This is a genomic window from Kitasatospora nipponensis, from assembly GCF_039528135.1.
Lineage (GTDB): Bacteria > Actinomycetota > Actinomycetes > Streptomycetales > Streptomycetaceae > Kitasatospora > Kitasatospora nipponensis.
The window spans coordinates 1-523 of the sequence record NZ_BAAALF010001143.1 but is presented as its reverse complement, the minus strand read 5'-3'; the positions used below and the strand labels follow the sequence as shown (position 1 = coordinate 523).

The 523-nt window shown below is 69.0% G+C and carries 1 protein-coding gene; it reads left to right on the top strand.

Going from position 1 to position 523, the window contains the following annotated elements; translation table 11 throughout:
* Window positions 1-175: 175 nt before the first annotated feature.
* A partial coding sequence (locus ABD323_RS45325; RefSeq protein WP_344447766.1) for a 2Fe-2S iron-sulfur cluster-binding protein occupies window positions 176-523 on the top strand: 348 nt, incomplete at its 3' end.

The window sequence follows — 523 nt, the reverse complement described above, 5'->3', positions numbered from 1 at the left end:
CGCTCGGCGACGCGGCGGTGAGCCCGATCCAGAGCGGTATCAAGTACTTCCGTGACGAGTTCCTCGCGCTGTGCGAGTCGAACAGGCCCGCGCAGGGGGACGGGGCGGCCGAGTCCCGGGACCCCGTGTCGCAGGGCAGTGATTCCCAGGCCGCGCAACCGGTTGGAGCACAGGCATGACCGTGGCACCGGAGTTCTCCGATGTGGACGTACCGGAGGGGTACGTCAAGCTCACCGTCGACGGCGAGGAGGTCGTCGCGCCGAAGGGCGAGCTGCTGATCCGCACCGCCGAGCGACTCGGCACGGTGATCCCGCGGTTCTGCGACCATCCACTGCTCGACCCGGCCGGCGCGTGCCGCCAGTGCCTGGTCGAGGTGGAGATGAACGGCCGTGCGATGCCGAAGCCGCAGGCCTCGTGCACGATGACGGTCGCCGACGGCATGGTCGTCAAGACGCAGGTGACGTCGGAGGTCGCCGACAAGGCGCAGCAGGGTGTGATGGAGCTGCTGCTCATCAACCACCCG